The organism is Lacticaseibacillus parahuelsenbergensis, from assembly GCF_030770265.1.
Taxonomy (GTDB): domain Bacteria; phylum Bacillota; class Bacilli; order Lactobacillales; family Lactobacillaceae; genus Lacticaseibacillus; species Lacticaseibacillus casei.
In genome coordinates, this window is sequence record NZ_CP132482.1 from 2,865,837 (window position 1) to 2,892,066 (window position 26,230).

General features: G+C 48.1%; 22 protein-coding genes. 6 read left to right on the forward strand and 16 right to left on the reverse strand.

From position 1 onward, the window contains the following. Positions 1-64: 64 nt before the first annotated feature. The 4 genes from LACPH_RS13345 (at position 65) to LACPH_RS13360 (ending at position 4,419) form a co-directional block, all read left to right on the forward strand. Positions 65-1,270, forward strand: coding sequence for an MFS transporter (locus LACPH_RS13345; RefSeq protein WP_274785235.1), 1,206 nt, complete (start codon positions 65-67; stop codon positions 1,268-1,270). A gap of 16 nt (positions 1,271-1,286) precedes the next feature. Further along, positions 1,287-2,354 (forward strand): alpha-L-fucosidase, encoded by a 1,068-nt coding sequence (locus LACPH_RS13350; RefSeq protein WP_274785236.1) that lies wholly within the window; start codon positions 1,287-1,289, stop codon positions 2,352-2,354. Between the two features lie 297 nt (positions 2,355-2,651). Next, entirely contained in the window at positions 2,652-3,893 is a 1,242-nt protein-coding gene (locus LACPH_RS13355) for an AAA family ATPase (RefSeq protein WP_306387060.1), read from the forward strand. Then, positions 3,886-4,419, forward strand: a complete 534-nt coding sequence (locus LACPH_RS13360) for a hypothetical protein (RefSeq protein WP_274785238.1) — start codon at positions 3,886-3,888, stop codon at positions 4,417-4,419. Before LACPH_RS13355 ends, LACPH_RS13360 begins: the two co-directional genes overlap by 8 nt. 195 nt (positions 4,420-4,614) lie before the next feature. Here the strand turns inward: LACPH_RS13360 and LACPH_RS13365 are convergent, their stop codons facing one another. Next, positions 4,615-5,115 (reverse strand): GNAT family N-acetyltransferase, encoded by a 501-nt coding sequence (locus LACPH_RS13365; RefSeq protein ID WP_274785239.1) that lies wholly within the window; start codon positions 5,113-5,115, stop codon positions 4,615-4,617. A gap of 374 nt (positions 5,116-5,489) precedes the next feature. Here LACPH_RS13365 and LACPH_RS13370 point away from each other — a divergent pair, with 374 nt between their 5' ends. Then, positions 5,490-5,759, forward strand: a complete 270-nt coding sequence (locus LACPH_RS13370) for an XRE family transcriptional regulator (protein ID WP_274785240.1) — start codon at positions 5,490-5,492, stop codon at positions 5,757-5,759. Then, a complete protein-coding gene (locus LACPH_RS13375) occupies positions 5,749-6,561 on the forward strand; it encodes an ImmA/IrrE family metallo-endopeptidase (protein ID WP_274785241.1) in 813 nt (270 codons plus the stop codon). The genes LACPH_RS13370 and LACPH_RS13375 overlap by 11 nt, the downstream gene beginning before the upstream one ends. 30 nt (positions 6,562-6,591) lie before the next feature. Here the strand turns inward: LACPH_RS13375 and LACPH_RS13380 are convergent, their stop codons facing one another. From LACPH_RS13380 to arsC, 15 genes are all read right to left on the reverse strand, one after another. Continuing rightward, positions 6,592-7,962, reverse strand: a complete 1,371-nt coding sequence (locus LACPH_RS13380) for a TMEM175 family protein (RefSeq protein ID WP_274785242.1) — start codon at positions 7,960-7,962, stop codon at positions 6,592-6,594. Positions 7,963-8,238: 276 nt separating this feature from the next. Further along, complete coding sequence (locus tag LACPH_RS13385) at positions 8,239-9,381, reverse strand: DNA glycosylase AlkZ-like family protein (RefSeq protein WP_306387061.1); 1,143 nt, start codon at positions 9,379-9,381, stop codon at positions 8,239-8,241. 314 nt (positions 9,382-9,695) lie between these two features. Continuing rightward, the gene (locus tag LACPH_RS13390) at positions 9,696-10,325 is read right to left on the reverse strand and encodes an NUDIX hydrolase N-terminal domain-containing protein (RefSeq protein WP_274785244.1); all 630 of its coding nucleotides are present in this window, start codon (positions 10,323-10,325) and stop codon (positions 9,696-9,698) included. Between the two features lie 288 nt (positions 10,326-10,613). Beyond that, complete coding sequence (locus LACPH_RS13395) at positions 10,614-10,820, reverse strand: hypothetical protein (protein ID WP_274785245.1); 207 nt, start codon at positions 10,818-10,820, stop codon at positions 10,614-10,616. A gap of 180 nt (positions 10,821-11,000) precedes the next feature. Then, positions 11,001-11,213, reverse strand: a complete 213-nt coding sequence (locus LACPH_RS13400; protein WP_087913078.1) for a DUF3923 family protein — start codon at positions 11,211-11,213, stop codon at positions 11,001-11,003. 130 nt (positions 11,214-11,343) lie between these two features. After that, on the reverse strand, positions 11,344-16,707 hold the full coding sequence (locus LACPH_RS13405; protein WP_306387062.1) for a TIM-barrel domain-containing protein: 5,364 nt from the start codon (positions 16,705-16,707) through the stop codon (positions 11,344-11,346). A 432-nt stretch (positions 16,708-17,139) separates the two neighbouring features. Then, positions 17,140-19,407, reverse strand: a complete 2,268-nt coding sequence (locus LACPH_RS13410; RefSeq protein WP_306387063.1) for a MucBP domain-containing protein — start codon at positions 19,405-19,407, stop codon at positions 17,140-17,142. Between the two features lie 465 nt (positions 19,408-19,872). Next, positions 19,873-21,318 (reverse strand): nicotinate phosphoribosyltransferase, encoded by a 1,446-nt coding sequence (locus LACPH_RS13415; protein WP_274785248.1) that lies wholly within the window; start codon positions 21,316-21,318, stop codon positions 19,873-19,875. A gap of 35 nt (positions 21,319-21,353) precedes the next feature. Further along, a complete protein-coding gene (locus tag LACPH_RS13420; RefSeq protein WP_087913082.1) occupies positions 21,354-21,914 on the reverse strand; it encodes a cysteine hydrolase family protein in 561 nt (186 codons plus the stop codon). A gap of 111 nt (positions 21,915-22,025) precedes the next feature. After that, a complete protein-coding gene (locus LACPH_RS13425; RefSeq protein WP_070651208.1) occupies positions 22,026-22,736 on the reverse strand; it encodes an NUDIX hydrolase in 711 nt (236 codons plus the stop codon). A gap of 167 nt (positions 22,737-22,903) precedes the next feature. Then, on the reverse strand, positions 22,904-23,398 hold the full coding sequence (locus LACPH_RS13430) for a DUF4411 family protein (RefSeq protein WP_049169518.1): 495 nt from the start codon (positions 23,396-23,398) through the stop codon (positions 22,904-22,906). Then, positions 23,395-24,501, reverse strand: coding sequence for an ImmA/IrrE family metallo-endopeptidase (locus LACPH_RS13435; RefSeq protein WP_274785249.1), 1,107 nt, complete (start codon positions 24,499-24,501; stop codon positions 23,395-23,397). The genes LACPH_RS13430 and LACPH_RS13435 overlap by 4 nt, the downstream gene beginning before the upstream one ends. A gap of 130 nt (positions 24,502-24,631) precedes the next feature. Continuing rightward, positions 24,632-24,886, reverse strand: a complete 255-nt coding sequence (locus LACPH_RS13440) for an AbrB/MazE/SpoVT family DNA-binding domain-containing protein (RefSeq protein ID WP_274785250.1) — start codon at positions 24,884-24,886, stop codon at positions 24,632-24,634. A 122-nt stretch (positions 24,887-25,008) separates the two neighbouring features. Next, on the reverse strand, positions 25,009-25,707 hold the full coding sequence (locus LACPH_RS13445; protein WP_306387064.1) for a glycerophosphodiester phosphodiesterase family protein: 699 nt from the start codon (positions 25,705-25,707) through the stop codon (positions 25,009-25,011). Positions 25,708-25,740: 33 nt separating this feature from the next. Continuing rightward, the gene (arsC, locus tag LACPH_RS13450) at positions 25,741-26,172 is read right to left on the reverse strand and encodes an arsenate reductase (thioredoxin) (protein ID WP_274785251.1); all 432 of its coding nucleotides are present in this window, start codon (positions 26,170-26,172) and stop codon (positions 25,741-25,743) included. Positions 26,173-26,230: the final 58 nt, after the last annotated feature.

The window sequence follows — 26,230 nt, forward strand, 5'->3', positions numbered from 1 at the left end:
TGCCGGCGCATTTTTACTGGTTGGGTAACGAAACGCGACAAAACTTAACGAAGGAAGTGGCATCATGTTAACATCTACCAACGTCCCCGAAGACAAGCGCTCACCGTTTTTAGCGCTTGGCATTTTATCGATTTCGTTTCTGATATCGGTCAGCAATGCCGTGTCTGGCACGATCCCGTTAATGGAAAAATATTTTTCCGATGTCTCCCGCGCCAACGTGGAATTGCTGGTGGTGATTCCAACCGCTGGCGTCCTGCTGGGAACCGTTATCAGCGGCTTGGTCTCCAACTTGCTGGGTAAAAAGTATACGGTGATCGCTGGCTTGACTATTTCGCTGATTTTCGGCATCATTCCAGCGTTCTTCTTCAGCTACCCGGCGATCTTGATTTCCCGTGCGATGTTTGGCGTCGGCATGGGCGTTTTCACCCCGCTGAGTGTGTCTTACATTACCGACTTATTCCCTGAAGAAACCCGGAATCGCTTGTTGGGTTGGCGTAATTCGGTGGGCTCGATTGGCGATGCGATCATGCTTTTCATTGCCGGGTTCTTGATCAACATCAGCTGGCACACGACTTACTTAGTCTTCCTCTTCTTGCTGGTGCCGATTATTTTGGTCATGATGCTGGTGCCTAAGCAATATGACAATATCGTGGTTGAAGAAGGTGGCGAAGTCGTTGAAGAAGTGGCCAAAGCCAAGCCAACAACCAACGGCGGCGTCATTCAGCTAGCGATTATTTTCCTGTTCGTTTGCCTTTTCTACTCGGCGATCGGACTGAAGTTGGCCAGCTATATGGTCAATAACCACGTCGGTACGGCGGCGGACGCAACCCGCATCTTCGGATTTTTGGTTTTGTGCTCGATTGTCTCCGGCGTGGCGTTTGAGAAAATTGCCAAGTGGTTCGGCAAGTATACCGTGGCCATCGCCGAACTGATTGTCGCCACCACCATGATCGTCATGGCCTTCACCGAATCGATTCCGCTTTTACTGGTGCTGGTCCTGGTGTCAGGCTTCTGCAACGGCATCGTCCACCCGGCGCTAACCGCCAGAATGGTGCACTATTCGCCAAAAGATTCGATGAACTTCACGACCTCGATTATCATCATCGGCATCAACATCGGCGGGCTGGTAGCCCCGTACTTCTTCCAATTCTTCGGCGGCATGGTCGGCAATGCCGGCCCAGGCAATATGATTTTGTGGAGCGGCTTTTTCTTCGTCCTCCTCGCCGCTTACGACCTGATTGTTGTTAAAAAGGATGAGTTAACCATTTAAAAAGGAGGATGTTTTCGTGAACGATCAAGTGAAATGGTTCAAAGAAGCCGAGTATGGCATGATGATCCACTGGGGGCTGTACTCGTTGCTGGCCGGGGAATACCGCGGCGAATCATCGAGTGTCTACGCCGAATGGATTCAATCCAAGTTCCAAATTCCTAACGCCGAATACGAGCAACTGGCCACGGCGTTCAATCCCATCTACTTCGATGCGGATAAGATTGTTTCGTTAGCAAAAAAGTGCGGCATGCAATACCTGGTGGTCACCACCAAACATCACGATGGTTTTGCCATGTATCACTCACAAGTCGATGCGTACAACGTCTATGACGCCACCCCGTTCCACCGCGACGTCATCGGCGAGCTAGCAGAAGCCTGCCGCAACGCTGGGCTGAAATTCGGCCTCTACTACTCGCAGGACCTCGACTGGCACGAACCAGACGGCGGCGGCTACAAATCCAACCATGTTGAAACGGCTGGGACGACTTGGGACAACAGCTGGGACTTCCCGGATGAAAAGCAAAAAAACTTCGATCGCTGTTTTGACCGCAAAATTCTGCCGCAAATCAAAGAAATCATGACCCACTACGGCGACATTGCCACTGCCTGGTTCGATGTGCCGATGACGCTGTCGGATGCGCAAAGCCAAATGATTTACGACACGGTTCGCGACCTGCAGCCAAACTGCCTCATCAACTCGCGCCTAGGCAACGGCAAATACGACTATGTCTCGCTCGGTGACAATGAAATTCCTAAACACAAAGAGGACATGAACAAGACCGACGTGGACTTCAATGACCTTTCCGGGTTTAAGCCATCACCATTGGGCCTGTACGAAACCGCCGGCACCATCAATGATTCGTGGGGCTTTTCATATCACGATCAAAATTGGAAAACACCGCGCACGCTCTTCCGCTATAAGCAACATCTCAACGACTTCGGCATCAACTACCTGCTCAATATTGGCCTCGATCCGCTGGGCCGGGTACCGATGATGGCCGAGGAGAATTTGCTGGCAGCTAAGGCATTGGAAGATGTGGCTGACGCTCAGGAGGCCAAGCGTCGGGTGGCATCGGTGGTTTGATGTTGCAAAATTAAATCTAAGTAAAGTCGGCTTTTGAAATGTAAAGTTAAAACCCCCATCCGGCATGGTTATTGGCGGATGGGGGTTTTGGTTTGCGGGGTTGTAGGGCTAGAGGCAGGTGGTACAGAGGGCATCGGTTTAGCTGTTGCGTAATCTGTGGTTAAGCAAGTTGGAACAGCTAGATTCTCATAGCCAACGCTTGCCTTCCAGTTGTCTTACTGCTCACTCACACTTTTAAGATTCAAACGCGAAATGCGTTTGAAACTATGGTAAAATCACCTTAAGAGGTGAAAATCGATGACAAATCCGCACCTAAGCTTCCTGAGAATCGACATTTTGGACCACCCACTGTTTGCACAGAAGACGTCTTTTTCCTTAACCGCCAGCCAACGCGTTCCGAATGATGCCCACGACGATATGACACATTTATTTGGATCAATCTGGATTAACAATCTGACAACATTGATCGGTCGCAATGCCTCAGGGAAAACCTTGACCATGAAACTTGTCATGGGAATCCTGGATCTTTTGCTACATCAAAGATCGATCAGCCAAACCCACCTAAATGAAACGTTAATGGGTAGCCAACCGATTTCTTTTAGCGTCTATTTTTACGGTAGTGACCATTTCCTTTATCGGGATGACCTCACAATTGCGCCTGTTCCAGACCAAGCGAAGCAATGGCAAGTTAAAGACGAAAAAATCTGGGCCAAGAAGGTACAAAAATCAATGACGCGAAAATCAATTTTCGACTTTTCAAAAGCAGAGTTATTAATGGATCGACTGCAATTAGACACTTTTCAGCAAAGCCTGCTGGCAGCTGATGATTCTTTCATGCGGTCGTTAATTGCCCAACATCATTATCAGACTCAAAAGGTTTTCGATACTTTCATGTTCACAAACGCCAATCTGCCATTCTTCCCTAGCAGCAATGGCCAAGTCCCTGACGCGATCCTGGCTTACCTTGATCCGACCATCGACTATCTCTTCATCGAAACCAACAAACATGGCAAAGCTTTTTACCGCTTAAAGTTCAAGCAAGACGATCAAGAAATTACCGACAACAATTTCGCCACGATTGAATACTATCTTTCTTCAGGTACTGTCAAAGGCATTACGCTTTACCGCTATGTCGTTCAGGCACTGCAAAGCGGGGGACTCATCTTTGTTGATGAACTCGAAAATCATTTTAATTTGGCGATTGTCCATACATTTATGGAATATTTTGCCAACCCCAAGATTAATCAGCATCACACCACGCTCGTCTTCAGCACCCACAATGCTGATTTGCTGAACGACTTGTCTCGCGGCGACCAAATCTTCATTACCAGACGTCGACAAGGCAAGATGACCCTTGGCCGCTATTCAAAGATTGCAGATCGTCAGGACATCAACCGCGCTGAAGTCTTCATGTCAGACTATCTCGGCGGGACTGCCCCGGACTACGCGACTTATCTCAAGTTACGCAGTCAGACGATTGATTTGAATCAGCAAGCTAATGACGAAGACTTGACAATCTCGAGGTCTGATCATGGTTAATGCTGAGTGGATTGCGATCATTGCAGAAGGCGCTGCCGAACATGCTGTTTTGACATTACTGATTGATCACCATCTTTTAAAATTTGAACGGGAAGATTTATTAGAACAAGATATCATTCGCACGCGATCCGCGACACAGTTTCAAAAGCGGCACCTTGATCGCGCCATGGATCGTAAAGTGCATATTTACCGTATTCTCGATTCACGTCACGAGCGTTTCAAATTGTCTCCCGCCTATCAAAAGCGCGTTTCAAAAATTGAAGCATTGTATACGCGGCCTGAAATTGAAATCCTATACATCATTAACGAAGGCAAGTTTGCAACGTTCAAAAAGGCAAACGCAAAACCGCATGAATACGTCAAGCAGGAGCTATCCCATCTACCGAAAGGCAACGTCAAATCAAAGGATTATGTAACAGCATATTGGGAACCTCAGCTCGAAAATCTTGTCAAGACAATTAACGACTATGCCCGACTGACTTCTGATCCTTTCGAACAAACCTTGGCTGCAATACTACGGAATTGAAGCCGAAAACAAGATTTCTCGTCCAGCTTTCCACATCCAAAACATCAGCTTGGCTTTAAAAGGGTAAACAAATTGGCTCTAGAGAAACGCACGTTAACGTATCTCTAGAGCCAATTTATTTAACTTGATATGTTTTTTCAAACCTTGCTTTACAGGAAATTGTCAGTCTTGAATGATGTCCCTTAAAAATGCACTTCAGGCAAGCTTCTTCAGCAAAAACTGATCCATCAATTGATGCTGCGCCGTCACCAACGGACCGGGCAGCGAGGTGAACCCGAACTCCTGGTAAACATGCACCGCAGTTTTAAGTGTGTGATAGGTCTCAAGGTAAACCGACTGGTAGCCGACCTGCTGCGCGTAATCCAAGGCGTGGCGCAATAGCCGTTTGCCGATGCCATGTCCCTGCAAATCGCCATGCACATAGAACTTTTGCAATTCGGCAACGCCGTGGGTCGGATCATATTCGGCGATACCGACACCACCCAGAACTCGCCCATCTTGGGTCGCGACAAAATAATTCCGATTTGGCGCTGCACCATAGAATTGGCTCAAGTGATCCAGTCCCGCGTCAAAATAAACTGTTCCCGGTCGATCCAAATCAGCGGCTTTCAAACATTCACGAATCAGTGCTGCAACCGGTGCATCATCTGCTGCAGTCATAGGCCGAATAACTTCTTCATGGGTTGGTGTTGACATGCGCATCCCTGCTTTCAAAAGAGTTTAACCAAAATCATAGTATTTTTTCAGCTAATTGCAAGGGTGGTGTGGAATGTTTCACGGGAAACATTTGTTAGCTGCTGCGATACGCTGTCACTGTCCATTTAGGTTTGTCCTTCTATCCGTTAAAGTCACCTATTTTTTGGCTTTCATCAGCCTTTTTGGTTATCTTCTATGCGTTTACAATAACGTCTTATATTTTATAAATATTTACATTTGCTGATATAATGAACTACAATTAAAGCTTGTCCTATGCGTCTTGACCCAGAAAGGAAGTTACATGATGAACGCCACAGAAACATTAAAGCTCATTCAAAAATGGCTGACCGACAACAAAAAGACCCAGGCTTGGTTTGGCTGGGCAGCTTAATATGTCTGCTGCTCTTCTAAGCCAAGTTATGAATGGCAACAGGAAGCTGCAGACAAAATATATCATCGCTATTTCCGAGATCACCGAGATCCCTTTAGAACAACTACTTGGCACCAAAGAAAATGACAATCACCAACCCCAGATTGCTTTAAGGGGCAGGTTGTCGAATGATTATGCCAAAAAACAAATTGATCAACTGCTTTTGGATATACAGCATTGTGTCGACTTGGGAGAAACAATTCATGCAAAGTAATTCATTGACCTCCACCTTCTTGTCAGAGTCAGTAGCTGAAGACCTAGCCGAAACTTTCTTGATTAATTACTTTGGCTCCGATCTTTTTATTAGCGCGGACATCGAACGTGTTCTCGCTGAACAAGTGAATATCGTCTATCAAGATGTCGACGATTCTAACTATTCCGGGGCTGCCATTTCGTATAAAGGCGTTCATTTTATTGCTTTAAACACCCACCAGACATTGCGTAACCGCTATTACAGCGCTGCCCACGAACTCTGGCATTTAGTTGTGGGCACTGACTTATTTAGCATTGACCACACCAAGTACCAGAAGCTGATTAGCTTACCCGAATTTAATACCGAACGTGCAGCTGATCATTTTGCCGCTGCGGTCATGATGCCGCGGGACGTTATGATTAGAACTTGGAACAGATATATTCAAAATCAAATTTCGCCAAATGCTGATATGGTAACAGACGCCATCATCCGAATCGCGAATGTGTCCGCGATGCCTTACGCAGCTGTCACGCGACGGTTATCAGAGCTTGATTTATTGGCAAACAAAAAAATCGCCAAGCTAACCGATGCTGACTGGCAGAAACTGGTTGATAATTCCAGTTTTCCACCTAGCCCATTAGACAAAATCGAGCCTTTTAAAAAGTTTCCCCGCCTCACCCATGTCGTTAATCAGCTCGTACAGCAAAAACAATTATCCTTGCTAGAGGCTGCCCAACTAACCACCTATGCGGATCCCGACACCGCAACTCACTATTTGAATAAACGGCAGGAACTGGTCAACCATCTTGAGGCGGGTGAATAAGCGTGATCGCAATGTGGTGTTCCACATCCCTCACTGATCATGCTCAGATTTCTCCTCTTCTTTCGAAGTCGACGTCTCTTGTCCAGATTTTTCAACCGGAATGCCAGCTTTTCTGGCTATCTTTGCCCGCCGCACTTGTGCCTTAACTTCTTCTCGCTGGGCCTTAAGTCGTGCCTTTTGCGCTCGCCGATCCATCCGCAGCTGCTGTTTTTGCAAGTCCAAGGCCTGCTCTGCAGTTTTGGCAGCCATTTTTTGTTCATGTTCTTTAGCTTCTTGGGCTAACTTTTGTCGTCTTGCCAAATCGTGTCTGGCTGCTTCTTGGGTATCTTCATCAATTTCTTGTTGCCGTTCACGCTCTTTTGCCGCTTGTTTGGCCGCATCGGCCTGGCGTTCTTGTTGCCGCTCCTGCTCTTTGTCTGCTTGCTTCTGTGCCTTCTTTTTCAACTCAAGCTGTTGCGCTGCCGCTTTGTCAGCATCTTCTTGTTCGTGATGCTCGGCATGGTGGTTGTCTTTTCCCTTGGCGTGTTGCGCTTTTTGCTGCATCAAAAATGTTGCCCACTGTTCCCTGCGTAATGCCCGTAATTGCTCGACATCAATGCGCCCACCAGGCGTGCGCGGTGCTGCAGTTTCGATACCGTTTCCTACTACCCGATCGAGCCAAGGCAGAACCGGGCGGGATCCATTATTGGCTGGGCGCGTGGTGGCGCTACCCGTTTCCGGCGCAGCTTGATCGGCAATCATTTTCCGAAAAGCGGCCATCTTGTCACGCGGCAGTTTCAAATAGTCTGCCCGCTGTGACGGGGTCAACTGGGCAACATCGTACATTTGTTGGCGATCACGGCTGCTAAGTAGCAGATAAACGAGCGGATATGGCAAGTAAAACCACATCACAAAATGCGGGAAGAAATAAGCCAACCCGATCAAGATAAAATTAAACAGTGTATAAATACGATTATGTTCGCCAAAGATTTTGCCATAAACTTGCCGCATATCCGAGGCCGCGGTGTATTGAAAATGAATGATGGCGCGCGCCAAAAGCCGAAAAGAGAACGACACAACTGCCAGCAAGACGCCATATCCCATCACTGTTACCTGCGTCGTGTTGCTCGCCATCATGTTGGTTGCCAGCGGTGTGAGTGATAACAGAATCAGGAAAAGAAAATCATACAGCATGATGCGGTAACTCATGTCGTCGATTTCGTTAAACAGTGTGCTGTGCTGATACCACATATTCGCGACAAAAGCATAGCTGATCAAATACACCCCAAGCTCCTTGCACAACACCAAATAGTTCGCCCAGTTATCCTTCATCACCGGCGTCAGATCCAGCACCATAATGGTCAGAATAATGGCAATCACTGCATCGCTGAATGCATCAAGACGGACCTTCAACTTTTTCATTTCGAACCGTGCTCCTTAGTTTCTGCCGGGACGTTGGCATTTGCTGCTGTACACAGACACAACATTAACTTCATCATTCTTGGCCAGTTGGCTTCTCGACTTGCTATTGATTTGTTTATTAAGCATTTCACCGTTATTTATATGCTTATCAGGAGCAGACTGCAAATTTTGTTCTGAATGTGGCTTTTATGCTGCTGAGTATGTTTGCAAGGTCAATATTTGGCATCAGAGATAATATTTGCGACCGAGTCTTTTTGGCACAATGAGGAGACAATCTTAACGCCTGATAAACTCAGTGAATCGCTGCAAAATATCGTCCAAGATTGCTTTATTCTCGTGATGATTCATCATTTCATTTTTCCAAACAAGTCGGTTCACGCCAAGTTGTTTGCGGGCTCTGTCAAATCGAAGATCAACTGTGCCGACAATATCACTATGAATCAAGATAGGTAGTGCAAAATAGCCGAGCTTCCGATCAGCAGTCGGCGTATAACTTTCTAACTTATAGTTGATGCCAAATAATCGCAACGTTCTAGCTCTGTCACGAATGAGATTGTCGAAAGGCGTCAACAAAGTGCCCATATTCGGCAAGATATCGTTGTGATGAAAGGCATCTAGATCAGACGCCAAGATGTAATGATCTTGTCCTTCAACCGTGATGTTCGTTATCTGTTTTTCTTTGAGCAACTCGTCAAAAACACTATCGAATAAACGCTTTCGAAAATGCGCTCCGTTAAATACGTCTTTTTTAGTGGCTATCCCAAGATTATTGAATGTTAACAGAATTAAGTCCGCATATACCTGTTTTTCCAGTTCGTTAACATCAGCGGGCGAATCGTCGAAGTCATCCTTAGCGGCGATCAATATTTTCCGAAACGAGCGGTCCCGCTGGATATCAATGAGTCCCGCGCGCCAAAGTTTGTCGATTGCGTTGTCTTCTTTAGACATTTCCCACTGCGGCAAATTGTGATTGGTGACAAAGTCCTTTTTATAAACCCTGCCGACTTGAATTAGCTGGCGATATATCTTTATGTAATCGGGGTAATTGACATCGTTCTGAAGCGTAGCTAAATTCATTCGGCGCAAGTTTTGCACTAGTTGTGAGTCTTTTAGCATCAGTGAAAGGGCATTTAAATAGACCTCGACCGCATCGCCTTCAGTATAGGCGTCGACATAGCCTGTGTTTTGATAATCCTTAAACCGAGACCACAAAAAGATGTCCTGGCTTCTGGCGTTGGTGACGTTGATGCTATCAAGTTGAATATAGCCAATTTTCCTTAGCAAAGTAAAAAGTGCTGGCTGTGAAAAAGCTTTCGCTTCAGTAACCGCTAACTGCTGCTTGACGAGCTGAAATTGTTTAACATGTCCATTTGTATACATACAAGCCCCCCTAAAACGTTTGCGTGACGATTGCCGCAAATAGCTTGGTATTGCCTCATCTGTCTCAGTTGAGGTTAAGTGTACTAAAAAAGCCCGAGCTTCACACTCACTTTTACTCCAGTGGTATGTGGTGTCGGGTCAGTTGTGCTCTTGATCTGCGAGTGGTGCTTAACTGATATAGCTTTTACTAAGCAGAAAGCGCATTACAGCAGTCTTTTCCAAAGAGGTGTAGCGTTCCTCGTGTGATCCGGCCAAGTTTATGGTAAATGTTGCCGAAGCACTAATCCTATACGCAACGCGATATTAGGTCTTCTGATACGTTCAATATCAGGACCGATCTGATTGGCAAACAATCAATCAAACCGCGTCTCCCAATGATCAACCCCATGCGCCGCAAACGCCATAGCAACGTCAGCGGGAAGGTTACGTTGCAACGATAACGGCAGTGCCAGCGCTTCTTCACGACTGAAAGTTTTAACGTTTTCGGTCTCAACACCGGTGTTTAACGTGTGTGACACTGGTTCGCAAGCAATGAAAAACTTGTACACGTCACGGGTGCTCTGCGGCGCATAGTCGCGCTTGCGGACTGAATAGACCGCCAGTAGCCGCGTAGGTTTAACCGTCAAGCCTGCCTCTTCGCGTGTTTCTTTAACCGCGATTTCACTGGCACTATAGCCCAAATCAGCCCAGCCACCGGGAATGGACCACGTTTCTCCGGCCCGCTCCTGAACCATTAAAAGGCGATCATCGATAAACGTGACGGCCCGCACATCGACTTTAGGCGTTACGTAGCCAATATCCTGATCCACAAACAATCGTGCTTGTTCGGGAGTTGCATCCCCCAACAACATCACCAGCTGCTTGGTGATCGCTGCCAACTGATCGTAGCGTTCGCGATCAAAAACATCTTTTGTATAATAGCGCCCGGACTGCGCAATCGCTTGCAGCTGCGCGATTAACAGATTCAGATCCTTCGTTGCCATCCCTATCACCTCACTTACCATTGTAATTGATGATATTTCATGACTAACGTATTTAGTGATGAATTTAAGCAAAGTTGAAGGCGTTGCTTTTCGATGACAAGCACGGTATCCGAATCGTTAAAAACGGGTTCCACTATGAATTTGAACCTGTTATAATAAATGTGTAAGCAAAGAGCGCCTTGCTCTAACAAGACGCGCCTTGTGGTAAAGCAGAACCGTTAAAAGTACGGTGACTATAACGCAACTAAAAGCCGCGACTCGTCAAAGTTAACGCGGCTTTTAGTCTGCCTACTTTTCTCGGAATTTTCCGAGCGCTTGCTTCAGCTCGTAAACTGCATGACACAGTTTCTCCAAAGCCTTGATCAAACGTGTGAACACGTTGACCATGACAATGGCCGAGCCGAGGCCAGTCGTGATTGCCGCAAAGGCGTCAATCACAGACGACAAACTGGCACCTCCTTTCGTTGGAATGTGGTTCGATAGTCCTAAAACCATCGGCATCACCTTCTTTCGATTGCGAAGCGCCACCGCTTATTTAACTTTCTGCTTAGTCATAGCTTATCAGATGCTACGCCCGCGACCAATCATATCGTGGGTTTTTTAATTTCCATAGAATGCGATTTTTCTAAAGACAGACACTTAATAAATAAATCTCGTTATTAAAGTAAGCGTTGTTCATGAATGACGGTTGGAAACCAACAAATAAATTCCTTCCACAAGAGCAATCACTAATATCACGACCCCCAAAACTGCCAGTGACGCTAAACGTGACTGCAACGTCTCCACATGACCAGTCCCATCAACTTGTCGCACCAGGACTGTGATGGTTAGACCAACTATCGCAACTGCCAAAATACCGTTTACTAGCCAAAGTATTTTATGTTTCAATTTGCCTACCTCCGTTTGAATTTCGCTACGAGAAGGTGCCTAAATGGTGCCCTTCTTAATTGAAACAATAGGCCGCCACCTCGCAGGAGATGTCGGCCTATTGGCGTCACGTAACTAATACGACAACCTATTATTCATGCTTATGCTTACGCAACTTAACGTACCCTAACAACCCAATTAACGCAGCTCCCAAAACAGCCAAAACTGACTGCGTTTGCTCGCCCGTTTTAGGAATCGTGTTTGTATCGTTCGTTTCTTTCCGAGATTCCGGTGTTTTGCCGGATTGCGTTGGCTGTCCGCCTTGGAAACCGCCGCCTGGTGCTGGTTTCGGTGTAGGCGTTGCCGGATCCTTTTTGCCTGGATTCGGTGCAGGCACTGGTGGCGTGGCCGGATCTTTCTTGTCTGGCTCTGGCGCGGCTTTCACAAGGTGATCGATCGCGGTTTTAAGGTCGGCAGCTGCCTTAGCAACTTGCGCTTCCGTTGATTCAGGGTCTTTTTGGACGGTGCGGGCTTGCGCTAAAGCCGTTTGTACGTCGTTAAAGCTTGCCTCTGTGTAGGCGTCTTTTTTGAGTCCAGCCGCCTGCGTGATCAGCTTGACCAGTTCGGTTTTATCTGGCAGTTTGACGAGCTGTTGAAGTGCCGTCAAAACAGCATTGGTTTGTTCCGCGACTGCTGCCTGCGTGGCGTTCAGGTCAGTTAAAAGCGGACGGGCCGCTTTCACTGCAGCTTGCAGTTTCGCGTAGGAACTGGCGGTGTACGCACTCGCGCTTAACTTGTCGGCCGTTGCAATGACCGCCTCCAGCAACTGTTTGTTGGCGCGTGGCACAAGCGCGTCAATCGCGGCCTTTAACTGATCCACGGCTGCCTGTTGTGCAGCGGTGGATGCGTTTGGATCTGCCGCTACCTTTTTGCCAGCGGTGATGGCATCGGTTAGTTTGGCATAACTGGCAGGTGTATAGTCGTCTGCTTTAAGCGCTGCCGCAACCTGAAGCCACTGCGCCAAATCGGTAACCGGTGTTGGTTGCGGTTTGAGTTCTAGTGCAACCCAAGCGGCAGTGATCGCCTGAATGGCCGACTGAATTTGCACTTGGGTGGCGTGTTCGTCAGCATTGACTGGCTTAGCCGCAGCAACCGCAGCCTGCAATTTAGCGAAACTGTCCGCCGTGTAGGCATCCGATTTCAATGCTTCTGCTGCGTTGATGAGACCCTTCAACTGTGCTTGGGTCACACCGCGATCAGCTTCCAGTTGTTGCAAAGCCTTTTGCAGATCGGTATACGCCTTCGTGAGGGCATCGGTGGAAGCAGTGTCATCTTTCACTAACTGCGCGGCTGTGTCACTGGCGGTTGCGACTGCCTGCCAGCTGGTAGCGGTGAACAGCTTAGGATCCAAGGCATGAACCGCATCCAGCAGTGCCGTTAACTTAGTCTTTGCCTGCGCCTGTTCGCTTGCAGACTGCTGCACGGTCACAGGTGAAGGGTCTTGCGGCAAGGCTTCCGGCCCCCACTGATTGGTCAGCATCAGGTCGCGTAACGCAAACTGCAAGTCGGCTTTGGTCATCTGGGTTTTGGTTTTCAGCGTAATCGTTGCCAGTTTCTGATCGCCGGACAAGCGCGTTTGTTGGCCTTCATTGGCAAAAATAAGATAAACATCCCGGCTGTTATCGCCGTGGGTCCGGATTTTGCTGAAGTTGACCATGTTGGCAGTCGCTTTAGTCGGTTCGACTTTGACCAAGTCCACATTCGGATTGGTCAACGGCAGGCGGGCAAATAGGCTGTTCACCTTGTCTAGATGATTGCCGACTAAGGATAACGTGATGGTATCGCCTGGTACATAAGTCGGCTTGTCAGTCTGCAAGGCCAATGTGCCCGCGGGCGTCGTTTCGTCCGGTTTGGTCACCGGCTGCTTACCCAGCTTGGTCATAACATAGTTGATATCGAACGCATCGATCACCCCATTGCGATTCAGGTCGCCATTTTGAACATAGCCGTTAAAATCGCTGTCGATATTGGCAGTTAATCCGGCGTAGTTCATCAATGACGTTTTATCGTCATCATTCACCTGACCGTCATTGGTAATATCGCCGAGTGTGGCCTTGTTGGTGCCGTCGCGTTTGAAAAGCAGGAGTTCGCGACCGGAGACAAAATCGCCGACTGTTGACTTTTCCGGAATAACAAAACGGACATACTTGGCTTTTTCTTTCTCGCTAAAATTAATGGTTTTGTCGGTACTATCCCATTTCCAGCCCTTGCCTTCACCGGCCTGATGCCAATGAATGCTGTCCAGACTGGTTTCAACGGTTAACGCTGACAGATTGCCGTTACCGCCGTTTTCGCGGGGGACATAGGTCACGTGATCCAAATCATACACGCCATCCAATTCGGTGGTGATCGTCATCGGTGTCGGCGACTGTTTTGGCGTATCCGAGAACCAATTGCTGTGCGCCATGGTGTCTAGATCCTGGTCAAAAAGATTATCAACGGTATCGTCACCCTGCCAAACCGGGGCGTCCTTGATCGGCGAGGTCACTTTCGGATTGCGCATCTTCAAGGCTAGGCGCATCGGGTTTTCTTTGGAACTGAACGTCTGCTCGGTGCTCCATTTTGAAACGGCCTTGGTCGTGACGGTCCGTACCTGGAACGTGTGCTTCGAGTTGTCTTTGACCTGATCCAGCACAAACGCCGGCTTGTTCAGATTGCGATAAGTGACCCCATCCGCTTTCACATCGTAACTTGCCGCGTCTTTCACTGGACTCCAGTTAATCCCGACAGCCGTGTCCGTGGTGGTTTTGTCGTCTTGCTTCACGTCGGTCGGTACCGGAACCTGATCGCTTTCCGGCAAGTCGCCAGTCGTCGGATCGTCAGTGGCGTCAATGCCTGACACAGTTAATTTAATCGCATTGGTTTTCACATTGGTTTTGTCCAGCTTCACCTGCAGGAAGTTTTGATCAATCTGCTTGTCGGCCAACTTCTCCAAGTAAGTATTCGTGTGATACTGCTTGTTGACAAAATACACATTGCTGCCGGCTTCGTAATCTTGAAGATTATCAACTGCCTTTAGCGTGACCGCTTTGCCGCCAACCGTTGCGGTTACTTTTTTCGGCTGGCCGCTGGTGCGAATGGCAAACTCGCTGGTGCGTTCCGGATCCAGCCCGCTGTAATCACCAGTGAGCGGATCAACGGTCACTTCCAGTTGATCCTTTTGCAGTTCGCTCGTGATTTTGGTTTGGGCGTGGGCACCCTTCAAATATTTTTGCGAAATCCCGTCGTCTTCGTAAACGGTAAAATCGTTCTTGCCAGCTGCCGGGAAAATCTGAAATTGCCGCTTGGTTTGATCAAACGCTTTTGGCGTATTGTGCGCCGGTGTTGTCGGGATCACGGCGCCTTTTTTGACAAAGCCCGGTAGCTTCCAGATCGGGGCGTCAAAATTGTTTAACACTTGCCCGCCGCGGTATTCCTTGCCGGTGTAATAATCGACCCAAACCTGGTTTTTATCCGGCAGATAAATGCCATTGCGGACGTCATTACCTTTATCGTCGGCGGCCGTGTTTTGGTAAATCGGCGCCACCAGGAAGTTATCGCCCCACAAGTATTCATACTTCACCAAGTCCGTGTAAGCTTCAGGAATCTCCGGATAATCCAGGAATAAGCCACGCACCATTGGCTTGCCATCGAAAACGCTTTGCGCCGAAGCCGTGTAATTGTACGGCATCAACATCGTTTTCTGCTTGTTATAGGCGCGATTGATAGCGGTCGTCTGGTCATCAAACGAAAATGGTGTCTTGGGATTGCTGCCCCAGCCGTCCATGTTCAGCTGAATCGGGGTGAACGCCTTCCACTGAAAATCGCGGGCATTGACAATCGGATTGCCGCCGCCGAAAATGCCGTCCATATCCGAACCGACATACGGCTGGCCGGATAAACTGGTGCCGATGTACGTCGGGATGTGGAAGCGAATATATTCCCACTGGCCCCCGGTTTGATCACCGGTCCAAATGCCGGCGTAGCGCTGGGTGCCGGCCCAACCGTCCAAGGTAATGGCAAACGGTCGCAAATCGTCGCCTTTGACTTTGGTCAGCATCTGGTTAGCCTTTTCCAAGCCATCCAACCCAAACGAATAGCCGGAGCCGACCCAGGCAACATCCGTTTTCAACGCTTTGACGCCATTCGCCACTTCTTTGGCAAAATCACGGTCATCCGGTTTTGGATGCGCCGGATCGACCGGTGACAGATTTTGTTGTGTCCATAAGCCGGTTGCGACGCCATGTTTGTCGGCATAATCGGCAAATTCCTTGAGGTTGGCCAGATTACCCGCCAATGAATCGGTTTGCCCATAGCCGGCCCCGTAGCCATCATTCGGCAAAAGCCAGCCCAATGGCATGTCATTCTTGGCATATCGGTCAATCACGGCCCGGGCGCTGAATTGGTAATTGTTCAACTCGCCATTCAGTGATTCCTTGATACCACTTTGACCAGCCGGCACTTTCCCTGGCTGATACTCTTTGTAATACTTGCCATCTTCAAACTTAATCGCACCCGGCGTATCGGCACTGACCGGCACCCAGGTGTCACGATTGTAGGCATTCAGATGCGCCTCATAAAAGCCATACCGCGGCATCATGGCAGGCGCACCCGTGAGGTCATAATAGTCTTTCAACAAATCAGCCGGCTTGGCATCAAAGAAGTACACGGCATCGAAGCGCTCTTCTTGATGCGTGGTCTTAACCTGGCCATCCCCAGCCGCATCAAAATCATAAGTCCCCGGCGTAAAGGTGTTGCGCACCACCCCATAACCAGCTGTGGACCAGTAAAACGGATTAGGCGACGCCACCCCGCCGTCCACCCAGTTGTTGGTGTTTTGGATTTTGATCTTTTTGCCGGTCAAGGTGAAGTTGCCGTTTTGCGTTCCGCCGCCAAAGAAATGATCCTGGCCGCTACGCTTCAAGACCTGCGTCGTGTGATCGGCCGTCATTTCCAGTGGCTGCTGTTCGGCCAGCACCACTTTATTGCCTTGCAAAACCTGTAACGTCGCGGTGGCCTTATCAAAGGCAATCGTGATCGCCTTGGTTTGAATCTGCCAGCCCTTCGCTGCATTCGCTAACTGAGCAGCGTCAAACGGCTTGGTGGCCGAGGTATCGACAGTTTTGGTGAAAATTTTCGCATTCAGCCCATCGCCGGATTGCGCTGGTGCATCAAACTTGCCAGACGGATCAGCATAAAAGCGAAATTGATTGTCAGCCAAAATGAATAACCGTGCCTTAAGATTATTCGAGTAAGTAATTTCAAAATAGTGTGCTTGTTTCGTGACACTGACGATTTGCAGGTTGCTTGTTGCTGCCTTGGCCGTCGCCTTACTAGTGCCCGGATCCGCCTTAACCGCCGACACCGGAATCGTGCTGGTGTAGTAAACGGCCGTGGCCGTGAGCGATAAAACCGCGCTGCTGTAAAGTAGTGAACGTGGAACCCGATATTGCCGCTTCTTTAACCCTTGGTGCATCGAGAAACTCCCCCTCAACGTTTGCATAACCCTCGCACAACATATCATTTAGGTGGTTGGTACCACCTGAGCGAATTGTAACCGCATTCATGAGTTACTTTCAACTGGAAAGTTCTTTCGATGAGAAGGAAAAATCGGTTTCCTAAAATATTTTTCTGAAAATATAAATGTATTTATCGGGAGTTTGTCGCAACACTCGTTATATATCAAGCGGCTTCAGCTAGGGGCGGCGCCTAAGAAAATGCCCCTGAACTTTTTTGATTATAATTTTTATATTCATGAGAGCCAGACTCATTTCATTCACGGAAGTTAAGCTTTGGCATCTGAGCGCACAAAAAGAACGCGCAGATTAAATGTCTACGCGTTCTTCTTTGATGCTCATATCAACACGGTTACAAAAGCTACTTTTGTTGCCGTATCTTAACTACCGCATTATTTTGCTTGGTGTGCCAAGTGCCGTGCTGCGAGGCCAACAATGCCTGTCAGTACGATCATAGCGCCGACAATGCCAACCAATGCGTTGACCGTATCGCTGGTTTGTGGCAAACGATGGTTGTTGGTACCATTGTCATTGCCTGTCACATTAGGTAATTGTGGACCGTTGCCGCCGTTACCACCATTGCCACCGTTGTCATTGATGCCCGGTGTAACGGCGCCGCTTGCACTAGAGCTGGAGCTGCTTGAACTGCTGCCATTGCTGGAACTTGGGGCAGTTGAACTGCTGGAACTGCTGCTTTCACTTGAGCTTGGTACATTCGAGTTGCTGCTCTCACTGGCACTTGAACTGGAGCTTGGAACGTTGGAGCTGCTGCTTTCACTGGAAGCTGAGCTGGAACTTGGTACGTTCGAGCTGCTACTCTCGCTGGAAGCTGAGCTGGAACTTGGTACGTTGGAGCTACTGCTTTCACTGGAAGCTGAGCTGGAACTTGGAACATTTGAACCGCTACTTTCGCTAGGCGTTGAGCTGGAACTTGGTACGTTCGAACCGCTGCTTTCGCTGGAGCTCGGAACGACGCTCGAACTGCTGGAGCTAGAACCTGAGCTTGGAACGGTTGAGCTGCTGCTGGAGCTACTGCCACTGCCGCCAGTGCTTGGAAGAACACCATGCTTTTCATAAACGAAGACGACCGTTTGTGGATCGCTGGTGAACTTACCCGTAGGCTGGCCGGTTACTGACTTAAACTCGTAACCTTCAAACTGCTTCTGCGTTGCCGTATACGTGTCACCGACATTACCACTCAAGGTAACGTCCGGTGCCAACTTGGTGCCATCGGTTGTCTCGTAAGAAACCGTGACGTTACCGCCTTTAACAGGAGCTGGCGCAGCAACCGTGACATGCGCGGTCTTGGAAATCGTCACGCCGCCGAGTGTGTAGCTGTATTTAACGGCATAAGTACCTGGCTTGCTGGTATCAACTGTGCCATCCGTCTTAATCTGTGATGAGATGTCGCTGCTGTCCTTCGGTGAAACTGCCGATACAAGATTATCTTTAGGATTCCAGGTGCTGCCTTCTTTAATCGTTGTATCTTTGGTATCAATCACTTGATGGATTTCAACGTAGCAATCAGTCTTAGGAATACTGATCGGCTTACCATTTTCATCAACAATCTGAACCTTGGTGTCAGACACGGTATCATACAGATAGCTCTTCACGAACTGACCACCCGCACCAACGTCAACGGAAAGTCCCTGATCCTTGATCGCGTTCATGATCCGCGTCAAATCAAGTTTGATAAGGCCACCCTTGTAAACAGTGCCGGTTTCATCCGGTTGATCAAGCAGATTCGAAAAGTTATACGCGGTGAAATCTGCATTAGGGGTTGTCGTTGGCATCAATTTCTGAATTGAGTCAGGTAAAGCGGTATATTGTGTAGCCGAATCTCTCTTGGCTGCAAAGTATCCGGTAAAGTTCATATCGTAAGGTTCAGAGAAGCGAGTCGTTGTTGTTGAACCCCAGCCCTTGTCGCCAAACGCCAAGGTCTGAACGAACAAAGTCGAACGATCGTAGTCGCCTGCGCCAATCGTTTTATCTGTGGTATTGCTCAACGTAAGCGGCATGGTCATGGTAATTTTGCTATTAGCTGGCAAATCACCCATGACTTGAACGGCGATCAATTGGCTCCACTTATACTGACTCAGAAAATCGCTTTGTGAATCATACACGCCAGGCTTGCCACTATAGAGAACCTTCAAGCCCGCTTTAGCCATATCCTGACTAAAGGTCGGTGCGTCTGCAACGTTGGCTTCAATATTGTTTGGGTCGACACCCTTAAAATCAGGTGTTTCGAAAATAACATTGATATTCTCAGCTGTTGAATTGCTGTTCTTCAACGTGCTGATTTCATCCACTTTGCTCAAATCCGTAAAGTTTGTGATTGAGTTTGAGTTAGTGGATACAGGTGTGATCACACTCGTACCATTCTTATAAGTTGTCTGGAACTGAGTGCTAAACGCCACACCATTTCGCTCATTCGAAGAATTATCATTGGTAGGATTCGGTATTAGATTGGTAACACTGTTGTCCTGCGTTGTCTTCAATTGAGCGGTAACATGATCGGAGCCGGAACCAGTACTGCTATTGCTTGCCGCATTCGACACGCTGGTTCCAGGCACACATAACAACGCAATGGTTGTCATGCATAAAACAGCTGCGCTATAAACATATAGCTTGGCCTGTTTCCACATTTGTATCCCCTCCATATGGTAACAACTGATCGTTTCCTGACAAAACTGGTTGGCCACTTATCAACACAACCCATTTGGCAGGAAGCGCATAAATCTTGAATCCACATTTAGTATACATCTAAATAATTATATTACAATATCATTTAATTTATTTTACATAAAAAGGACGTTGGTCTCTAAAATATGGCATAAAAACAGGCTTTTTATTTTTGGCGCATCTACTTACAAATTGTTAAGAGAACGACAAGTGACAACTTTTTGGCCACTTTCGGTCGTCCGATTTGGTTCACCATGTTCACTGAATCGTCGTGCTAGCATAATTGTCCAGACCTCCATAAAGCGCTAATAAAATAACACATAGTCAATCTAAGACTTCATGGTTTTACAATTCATTAACGCCAACAACGTTATCTTAAACCGACGAAAAAAAACGTCATCCAACTTAGAGCGGATGACGTTCAAAGAATCAGTTTATACTAATTATTTTTGACTATTTTGATGATGCTCATCAATGAGTTGTTGTTGCAAAGTTGCCAGCTTAGGTGTCAGGTAGACTGGGTAAAGATCAGGATTGACGAGCCGCTGTGTGGCTTCAGGCAGCTGGGCTAATTCTTGACGAGCGTATTTTTGAATCGCAAAGACATCGGTTGTCACTGACAATTCTTTTCCAGGATTAAAAGCTGGTTTCAGAAGTGGACGGGCGGAGAAGTCGCGCAGAGTAACTTGCGGATGCGTTGCCAGTGGGTTCGCGCTGACTGCTGCGATTGTTTGCGGCAGGGTTTCATCGGCTAAGGCAATGACATCGGCAAAGGCTTGCTTGCTGTTGTGATGATACAACCGGTAAACCTGCTTGTGGCTCGGTAAGGTCGTTTTTTCGCGACTGGCGCTGACTTTGATCTTCGGCAACCATTGGCCATTTGCTTGCAAAGCAGCCATTTTATAAACGCCGCTCAGAACCGGTGACGAAGCACTCGTGATGAGGTTCTCACCAATTCCGAAGTTGTCGATAGGCGCGCCTTCCTTTAGCAAGGACTGCACCACCGTTTCGTCTAGGGCATTAGAGGCTGTGATTTTGGCATCCGGGAAGCCGGCAGCGTCTAACATCTGGCGCGCTTGCTTGGCGAGCTGGGTGATATCGCCGGAGTCAATGCGAATGCCGACCGGATGATGACCGGCCGCTTTTAGCTCCTTGAAGACCATAATGGCGTTGGGCACACCGGACTTTAGAACATCATACGTATCGACCAGCAAAGCGCTGTTGTCTGGATAGACTTTTGCCCATGCCTTAAATGCGCTTAGTTCATCTGGAAAGGCTTCGACCCAGCTGTGGGCCATCGTTCCGGCAGCCGGAATGTTGAATTGCTGGGCAGACAACACATTGGAGGTACTGCTGCACCCGCCGATGACAGCCGCGCGCGCACCGTAGACCGACGCATCAGGGCCTTGTGCCCGCCGCGCCCCGAATTCCATGACGGGGCGGCCTTCTGCGGCAGCCGTGATCCGCCGCGCTTTGGTGGCGATCAACGACTGGTGATTGACAATGTTCAGCAGCAATGTTTCCAGTAGTTGCACTTGCATCAGCGGTCCCTGAACGGTTAATAACGGCTCACGCGGAAAGACCGGTGTGCCTTCAGGTAAAGCCAGAACCTTGCAATCCAGGCGCATATTTTTCAAGTAGTCTAAAAAGGTTTCGGAATAAAGTTTCAACGACCGCAAGTAGCTGATATCTGCATCCTCGAAGTGAAAGTTGCGCAATGCATCAACGACTTGCTGCAGACCGGCCGCGATAACGAAGCTGCCGTGATCCGGAACGGTACGGAAGAAAAGATCAAAAACCGCTTGATCCTCGTGCGGCAAGGCAGCACAATACCCATTCGCCATCGAAAATTCGTAAAGATCTGTCAACATTGCCGGATTCATATTCATAATTTAATAAGCCTTCTTTTGATTCGTGAGCGATTTTATTCAGTAACAGTAGCACCAAGCACATGAGCAAAATGATCCAATGCCCATTCTTGCCCAGCCGGGGTTAACGCCGCCACGCCATTTTTGTGAACCACCATTTGGTAATTGAGGTTGTAAGCATCAACTGCCGTGTGCAGCACGCAGATATCGGTGCAAACGCCAACTAAATGAACCGTGTCGATTTTACGTTCGCGCAAGCGTAGATCCAGCGGGGTGCCGGCAAACGCGGAATAGCGGGTTTTGTCAAACATATTGACGCGTTCCTCATCGCGATGCGCGGCATACCAAGGCGCCAGTGGCCCGTAAAATTCCCGGCCCCAAGTACCGCGAACATTATGCGGCGGAAACAGTTTGCTTTCGGGATGATAAGGATCATGCGGCGTGTGCACGTCAGTCGGTAAATAAACCCAGCCGTCCTGTTGCAAAAATTCATCCGCGAGTGCAACAATCGTGGGCGCCAGCACTTGTCCGGCTTTTCCGCAAGTCAAGGCGCCTTTATCTGCCACAAAATCATTCGTGTAGTCAATGATCAGCAGTGCTTCATTTGAATGTGCCATCAGTAGCATTCCTTTCTAATTAAAGTACTTTTTACTTAAACTAAGGTTGCATAAAAGTACAGAAGACTTTTATTTGGTGACAACGATACGCGGTCTGGTTAATTTTTTCAACTATGCCAACTTAAAAAGTTTAGGCGGCCGACCGCTGCGACTACGGTCATGGGCAACCCCGACTTCGATAAACAGCCGCTGGTGGGTTTTTTTGAAGTTCGAGTTATCGATCGCGGCGGCAGTGGTATGGAGAAACGGCGCATAAACTTCGCGCGCTTCTTTTAAGGTAAACGTCGGCCCGAGGACTTGCAAAATAGTCGGCTGATAATCGAGTTTGTTGCGGATCCGGCCAATGGCGACGCTGAGAATACGCGCATGATCAAAAGCTAAGTCAGCTGCTTCAGGTTTCATGTGAAACGTGAGCCGACCGTTTTGCAGCTGCTCATCCCCTGCCACGGCATTGAAGGCAAACCAACGCGCATCGGTGGCGCCATAGCCGGGCCGTAATTTTGGCATTGTCGGCAGATACGTCATGTAAGTGAGCGCCAGCGCTCGTTCCCCTGGCGTGCGGGCCGGATCGGTGAACGTGGCGAGTTGCTCGGTTGAGCCGCGATTGACATGGATGCCGATTTTATCGCGAATCAGGCGAATCGCAGCCGCATCGGCACTTTCTTTCACTCGCAACGTGGTCTCCGGCAGCGCCCAGTATCCGGCAAACGGCTCATCAGCGCGGTGAATCAGCAAAATCTGCAGCTGATGCGTGGTGCGGGAAAAGCTCCAAATCACATTGGTTATGGTAATTAGTGGGTGCGCAACAAATTCATCGGCCATAGCGTCAACTCCTTGTTTTGAAAGTGGCAGTTCCGAAAGCAACGGTTAAATGATGCCAGTATATTTGACTTCCGTTTCACTCATTGAAAAAACGCGGCTTCAAATACAAAAATACCCCATTGAATTTGGCATTACCAATTCTTAGGGGAAGTTTTGGGTAAGAAGGTTTATTCGGCAATGAACTTTTCATTAGCAAGAAAGTCCCAAAAGTTCATTGTGGCAACGCCTAATTGATTAGCAACGTATGGAATCTTGGGCTCTGCCTTACTGGCCAGACCATTAGGACCAGTCATATTTTCATTTGTAATAATGGTCATCTTTTTGTTCAATGCACACGCGATTAACCACGGATCAGCCTTTTGATAATCACCAGTCCACTGTTCGTATCCAGCAGCAGTCCATTTTTGCGATGTCATTAGGTACTGTGTAACAACTTGGTATTCGGTAACAAATAAATCTGACACGATGGTTTTACCCTTAAAGTGCTCTTTGACCCAAACACTCAATTCATCATCCTTAGTTGTTATCTCTTCATACACTCGATCAAGCATGTACAGGTGCTCCGTGTTTAAGAAGAAATGCCAGACGATTGGAAAGAATCGCTGGCGATAATGCCTATTGGAAATAATCCAGATGTCTGAATCCAGCAAATAGCCATTCATGTCAGAACCTCACGCTCAATAAATTTTTCAATAGTACGATCCATCATCTTATAACTGATACCCATCAAACTAGCGGCCTCAGTTGGTTGCACTACACCACGTTCTTGAGCTGCGATTAAGGTATTCATATACCGACTGTCGTTTAAGCTCAGAGCGTTATTATATGGGTTTCCCCCAGTCGAATCTGTACTGGATGGAACTTGTTCAGTAAAATCATCTGGTACAACATGATCAATAAGACCTAAACCTTGCGCACGAATTGCTGCTGCTAAAGGACTCACATTGAAGAACCGAGCGGCCTTACGAATATCATATTCTTTAACGCGACGAATGAAGTCTTGTTCAGGCATCAAAAACGCAGCAGTTGCCTTGTTAATGAGTTGTTCTTCTTGTTTTTCACTGTCAAGATTCTTTAGCAGCTCGTCGGTGCCGTGTAAAATATGCCCAAACTCATGAATAAGCGAAAAAATACGAGCGGTGTAACTGTCTTTTTGGTTAATGAATATCAAGGGAGCATAGTCATCGAGAAGGACAAAGGCACGGGCTTCAGAAACGTTTAACGGCCTATTAGTGCCAAAACCAGCACCACCCTTTTGCATGTTTAAAACACCCAGTTGGGATAGCTGAGCACGCAGGTCCTTGTAAAGATGTCTTGGCGATTCAGCATGATGCAATGCAATGAAACGAGCCATCATCCGTTGTGTCTCTGATGCCGATGCACCACGAGCAGCGCCCACAAAGGTTAGCTGCTGATTAGCTACGCCGCTCTCGTGTTTGAACCAGTCTTGTTTACGTTGCATTTCATATATAATGTCACGTAACGTGAGACTGACTTGCGCTGGCACATTTTCCCGGGTTCGGAAAGCCAAACGAATGTCTTCCTCTTTGGGCGGTTCATCCATCAGCAGATTGCCAAATGGCACATGAAGACGCCGCGCAAATAAACCCAGTTGCTTAACGGTTGGCTGTAAATAATGTTTGAAGTCGACTTGTAACCACTTATTGCGCTGCTGGATGTTCGCTAAAACGTCACTGGGCAGGTCAGTGGTTGCCAATGCCCAGTCAATTAGCCGCTTATTCACTTGAACTCGGGTGTCTGCCACTTTCCTCGCCTCCTTAATCGCCATTATACGCATGTGTCTAACGCTACGCATTAATCACGGTTGTTATAATGAATTCGTTTTCTGGATCACAACATGAGTGTAACCTTTGTAACATCTGTTTTCGGATTCATCATCTATCCTTTAAATAATCCATTGCAACGTGATACTTATCCAACAGTACTTCAACGGCATTGTCCAACGCCTCTTTGTCATGTGTCTGATCATCTTTGACCACACGCAATTCAAGAACGCCATCCTTGTCCAAGTCAAAGCGGATTCTAGCACCTTTAGTGATGCCCATTCGGCGTCTGAATTCAGCCGGAATGGTTACTCGTCCTTTACTGGTAACGTTCCCTTCTAAATATTTGTTCTCGCCAGTTGGCATCGTGAGGCCTCCTCGTATATGCTGTTTTCTGTTTGTTTAACATAACATAGCGGCAAAAACAAAAGCTAATATAAAAGAGGCGTTTCGAGTAAATTCTCGAAACGTCTCTTTTTTCTAGCCACTCACACCGGCGATTTACTCTCTTTCGCCACCAACTCGCGCATGTCCATGGCTTCCTCAAAACGGTTGGTGATGAGCCCGACAACATACTTTTCGCGCATCAGTTGTTTCATTTGCAGCGGGTCGTCAACCGTCCAGACGCGTTGGGCTTTGTCGAGGTGGGCATTATAGTGTTCGAAATGAACGGCTTCTAAGTAAGATGGTAAGGTAGCACCCATGAGTACCCGGCTGGTTAGCCAAGCGGTTTTCATCTTTGGGGCCAGTGTGTGAACCACATTGATGCTGTCGTGATTAAACGAGGAGTAAATCACGCGATCCTGCATGTCGAACTGCTCGACATAATCCTGCGTCAGTGCCTCGATTCCCGGGTACCGGATTTTGCCGGTCTTAAATTCAATATTGACCATCACATCATAATGACTCAAAACCGTGAGTGCTTCCCGCAGCGATGGAATGTGTTCGCCATTGGCCAACCGCATCCCTTTCAACTGGGTTCGCGTCAAATCGGCGATCCAGCCGGTACCATCTGTGGTGCGATCGACCCGTTCATCATGCATGATGACCAGATGGCCGTCAGCACTCATCTGCACGTCGGTTTCGATGCCGTCAATACCATGCTCACAGGCATATTCGAATCCTTGCAGGCTATTTTCCGGAAAACGGGCAGGGTACCCGCGATGTCCATAAATTGCTACTGTCATGCTTACCCTCCGTTCATTGATCCCTAATGACATTCAATTCTGATCCTGTTTGTTATCGGCAGAAGCTGCCAACGCACGCACACGGATCTCAATTGCATCACGCACATTGCGAAATTCCTGCAACACTTCTGTCGGTGAACCAGTTGCAGCAGCAGGATCTTTCAACGGCCAATGCAAACGGCGAACCGACGGCGGTGTCCACGGACAACGATCACGCGCATCTCCGCACAATGTCACAATTAGATCTGCCTGTTGCAACGCGGCGTTATCAATAACTTTTGACTGCTGTCTGGAGATATCGATCCCTTTTTCTGCCATCACCTTCGTAGCAAGCGGATTGAGTCCATGCGCTTCAAGTCCGGCGCTTCTTACCTGCCACTGCTGACTCAGCAGCCTTTTCGCAAACCCTTCTGCCATCTGACTGCGACAGGCATTGCCGGTACAAAGAAAATAGACTCTTGGCATGATCGCAACCTCCTCAAAATAGGACGATTAATATTGTCTTGATCATACGCGTCCGCCA

Excerpts from the sequence above, each read along its gene's own strand:
- LACPH_RS13445 (WP_306387064.1), bottom strand. The coding sequence starts at position 25,707 with ATGACAGTAGCAATTTATGGACATCGCGGGTACCCTGCCCGTTTTCCG.
- LACPH_RS13440 (WP_274785250.1), bottom strand. The coding sequence starts at position 24,886 with ATGCCAACTGGCGAGAACAAATATTTAGAAGGGAACGTTACCAGTAAA.
- LACPH_RS13410 (WP_306387063.1), bottom strand. The coding sequence starts at position 19,407 with ATGGAGGGGATACAAATGTGGAAACAGGCCAAGCTATATGTTTATAGC.
- LACPH_RS13365 (WP_274785239.1), bottom strand. The coding sequence starts at position 5,115 with ATGTCAACACCAACCCATGAAGAAGTTATTCGGCCTATGACTGCAGCA.
- LACPH_RS13420 (WP_087913082.1), bottom strand. The coding sequence starts at position 21,914 with ATGGCACATTCAAATGAAGCACTGCTGATCATTGACTACACGAATGAT.
- LACPH_RS13380 (WP_274785242.1), bottom strand. The coding sequence starts at position 7,962 with ATGAAAAAGTTGAAGGTCCGTCTTGATGCATTCAGCGATGCAGTGATT.
- LACPH_RS13405 (WP_306387062.1), bottom strand. The coding sequence starts at position 16,707 with ATGCACCAAGGGTTAAAGAAGCGGCAATATCGGGTTCCACGTTCACTA.
- LACPH_RS13395 (WP_274785245.1), bottom strand. The coding sequence starts at position 10,820 with ATGGTTTTAGGACTATCGAACCACATTCCAACGAAAGGAGGTGCCAGT.
- arsC (WP_274785251.1), bottom strand. The coding sequence starts at position 26,172 with ATGCCAAGAGTCTATTTTCTTTGTACCGGCAATGCCTGTCGCAGTCAG.
- LACPH_RS13425 (WP_070651208.1), bottom strand. The coding sequence starts at position 22,736 with ATGGCCGATGAATTTGTTGCGCACCCACTAATTACCATAACCAATGTG.
- LACPH_RS13355 (WP_306387060.1), top strand. The coding sequence starts at position 2,652 with ATGACAAATCCGCACCTAAGCTTCCTGAGAATCGACATTTTGGACCAC.
- LACPH_RS13360 (WP_274785238.1), top strand. The coding sequence starts at position 3,886 with ATGGTTAATGCTGAGTGGATTGCGATCATTGCAGAAGGCGCTGCCGAA.
- LACPH_RS13430 (WP_049169518.1), bottom strand. The coding sequence starts at position 23,398 with ATGAATGGCTATTTGCTGGATTCAGACATCTGGATTATTTCCAATAGG.
- LACPH_RS13345 (WP_274785235.1), top strand. The coding sequence starts at position 65 with ATGTTAACATCTACCAACGTCCCCGAAGACAAGCGCTCACCGTTTTTA.
- LACPH_RS13390 (WP_274785244.1), bottom strand. The coding sequence starts at position 10,325 with ATGGCAACGAAGGATCTGAATCTGTTAATCGCGCAGCTGCAAGCGATT.
- LACPH_RS13375 (WP_274785241.1), top strand. The coding sequence starts at position 5,749 with ATGCAAAGTAATTCATTGACCTCCACCTTCTTGTCAGAGTCAGTAGCT.
- LACPH_RS13415 (WP_274785248.1), bottom strand. The coding sequence starts at position 21,318 with ATGAATATGAATCCGGCAATGTTGACAGATCTTTACGAATTTTCGATG.